At 33.5% G+C, this 3,626-nt stretch carries 1 protein-coding gene; it reads right to left on the reverse strand.

The genetic code is table 11. The features are described from left to right. Positions 1–27: 27 nt before the first annotated feature. The gene (locus tag CXF62_RS01255) at positions 28–3,600 is read right to left on the reverse strand and encodes a Gfo/Idh/MocA family oxidoreductase (RefSeq protein WP_102092619.1); all 3,573 of its coding nucleotides are present in this window, start codon (positions 3,598–3,600) and stop codon (positions 28–30) included. Between the last annotated feature and the right edge of the window lie 26 nt (positions 3,601–3,626).

The raw sequence follows: 3,626 nt of genomic DNA on the forward strand, positions 1-3,626 counted from the left end.
ATCGAAAATAGTCTTTGAAAATACATATCAACTAATTGGACAATAGGTTAAATTCTCACCTTCCAAATCCTCAATGCCTAACTTAATAGTATTAATGAATGGTAGATGCAGCCACATTGCAGTTTCATAAGAAGGTAAAGCACATTTACCTTCTTCGAGAATACTATCTACAACGGTAGAAGTCATTTCACTCTGAAATAATAGTGGAAATTCACCTTCTAAGATATGCCATTTCCAATTATCTACTGCATATGCATAATTAACGACACCATTGTACTCATCTATAAACAGTTTGATAGAATCTGAAACTATTGTGATGGTAGGAAGCTGAACTTCGCTGTTAACCGGCTGTAAAGATGTCAGTGAAAAGCTCATACTATTATTGATGCTGCCTGAAATAGTTCCAAACACCTCTTTGAATTGTGGGCGTTTCGACTGTTCAACAGTACGTCCAATTCTATTCCATTCTAGCTCAATATCTTGCCCTTCAGTATCTGTTATCCAAGTAAGAAAATCTAGAAAGTGTAGGCCATTACTGCCTAAGCCCCAGTTTACCCCTGACACTTGAAAGGATAGCTTTTTTGCCTCTCTAATCTCCGACAAGAAAGGCTTATGAATATCAAACATTCTTCTTGGATGGTTAACCCAAACATTTACACCTTTCTCTTCAATTAAACTATCAATTTCTGTATAGCTTAAAGAATCCTGAAAAAGCACTTTTTCTAAAATTAAGTTTCTTATGTTTTTGGTATTGAGCAATTCTACCACTACCTTCGCTCTAATATCTGAATTAGTAGCAATAATAGCTATATCGATATTTTCTGATAAGCTTTGCAAGTCACTTACAAATTTAAGAGTAATATTTTCATTAGTTCCTACTTCTTTAAATCTTTCGAAAGCTTGATCGATATTAGCTTGGTTTGGCTCAAAACATTCAATAGCCAGTTTATTATTAGATCTAGCGAGACCTTGTAGATGCCTGCTACCTAAATTACCTACCCCTATTAGAGCAGCTCGATATACTTTATCATTGCCCCTTTCTATAGAGAGCTTAGAAAATATAGCTGTAGCTAATGCACGATGTCCTGGAATACTCAAATGAACATTATCACTTAATATTCCCGCATTTTTTTTCACACTTGTTAGTACTTCTGTTATATCTAAAAACTTAACTTTTTCGAATTTTTCTGCTGCTTGCTCTAACACTAAATTATATCGCTTACAATTATTAATTGCTCCTGGCGAAGTAAGTTCATGAGATTCAGGGAAAGGAATGATACTTATAAATGTGACGGATTTGACTCCCCCTTCCAATGCTCTCATTACTATCTTATTAACGTTTGATACAAAAATTTCATAAGGAACATAGCTAAAATTATCCTGAGATAGAATGATTTCTTTGCGGTAAACTTTAGCAAATTCAAGCATTCTTTTTTTGATATCAGGAGATAAGGAAGCCATTGCTGTTCTTTGCTCTTCAGAGAAAATTCTTTCAGCAGAGTCATTGATACCCAAATGTATCACCAGATGCTTATTCAAAGTTATTTCTACTAAATCATCCCACTTATCCAATAATTTGGTAGTAGTTAAATATCTTTGAGCCCATGGCATTAGCTTTAAACCATGGCTATTATTATTAAACATATAAGCATATGAACGTGTCATACCAAAGTTTATATTTTTTACTTCTAAAGGCCTTGGTAATGCTAATGAATCTCCAATTAGTATCACGTCTTCTCTGCCACGAGATATGCCAAAGGTCTCTCTAACTTTCCGTTGAAATACCCTAGCGTCCTTAATCCAGAGCATCTGTTCTTTATCATACTCAAGCTTAGCACTAGGTAAACTGGTCAATAACTGGCGCGTATTTTTAAATATCTCAATAGCTTTATCTAATTTGAAACTATTTGCCAAGTAAGAAGCTTTCTCTAAACCTGCTACTATTTCAGATTCCACACTAATTTTTGCTGCTATAACATCTCTTTTATTTTTTTTCTTAATATTAGAATGTCTAGATTTTTTAGACTTAGATGCTAATAATAAGTCATGAATAAAAGTCTCTGTATTGACTTTTTTGAATAGTTTTTCAGAGTCTGTTTTATCTTCCTTGAACTGTATATCTTCTATTATCTTATTAAATTGGTGCGCTGACTCCAAATAGTAAAATATTCCTTCGTCAACTTCTTTCTGATAGTTCTCGACTCCCATCTTACTAGTTACAATATTAATAATACCAAAATAACTCGCCTCTACGGCTAAGGCTGAACCCTCAGAAATAGTTATGTTAATATATTTGAAAAGTTCGCTAAATAAAACACTATCAATTTCAGCATCCAGCAAAACATTTTTATTCACGGTAGAAAAGTCAGAACTCGAAAAAGGCTCACACTTAGGATGATGTCTGATTACCCAAAGAATATTCTCATTCTTAGTTGCATCAATTATATCTCTATATATTTTTGGGATTGTTTTTTGGTTCTGCATCACAATAAGTATTTTATGTTCATACTTATCATCGCTTAATACGCTTAAAATACCTTCAGAAATACTTGAAGGAATTTTCTTAATTTTTTCTAGCCAAGGCGCACCCATATATATGGGTTGATGCTTTTCTGAAGGTATTGAGTACCGGATGTTGTTGAACTCTTTCTCACCCCAAACTGCAAAATAGTCAGGGATTTCTGGGTAGCCCTCAAGTGGCATCTCATCATAATTAGTATAGAGAGGATTCCAACCTACTTGTAATCCATGCTGTATATCAACAGTTAAAATACCTAATTCATCTGCTGCAGATATGAGAGGTGCATTATAATGAAAAGCATATAGAAAAATAATCTTAGGATTAATCTTACCTAAGACTTCCTTATAATATTCTTTTAGATGAAGCTCATAGTCCATATTCTCCTTGAGAAGTGACTCAGTCATTGGGTTCAATGAAGGAATGAACTGCTTCATGGTATTTGATAACGCAGGATGAATTTTAAAATCGCTAGAGTAGCCCACTCTTTCAATCTTTGGAGGTAGAACGATAGTTGTTGGATGAGTATAATCTTGTGTTAAAGATATCGAGCTAGATCCTGACTTGACAAACTCTAGCTTAATTGTGTTAGCTACTTTCTTAGCTACTTCATAAAAAGGATCAGTAACTCGATGGTAAATCTTACCGTTTTCTAAGACGACTTGCTCTGAAGAATTCATATTTACTAAGAATATTATATCAGCCTTAACATTATCTAAATCCACCAACTCTTTCGCATTATACTGAGCTATGGCTACATCTCTAAATTCATCATTGACCTGAGTATTCTTAGAGTTATAAATATGAACTGAACTGACATTCTTCCAATTATTTTTTCCTATAGCAACAAAATTCATATGTATCCATAAATTATTTCTTAGATATGGCCATATTTTTTTGTCGTTCAACTCCAAGCTGTTAACATCAAACTGTTGTGTAAAGACTGTTACTTCCTCAAAATAATCTTTGAATAGTTTCGTTTTTGGCTTACTCTTTGCTTTAACGTTAAGCTGAGCATTTTCTACTATAGTCAAAGCCTTATTAACTATAACTTTTTGACTAGTATTACTAGAAGATTTCACATTAAGGGAAGACTCCTTATTTGTAG

This window comes from Psychrobacter sp. MES7-P7E, from assembly GCF_002863645.1.
GTDB lineage: Bacteria > Pseudomonadota > Gammaproteobacteria > Pseudomonadales > Moraxellaceae > Psychrobacter.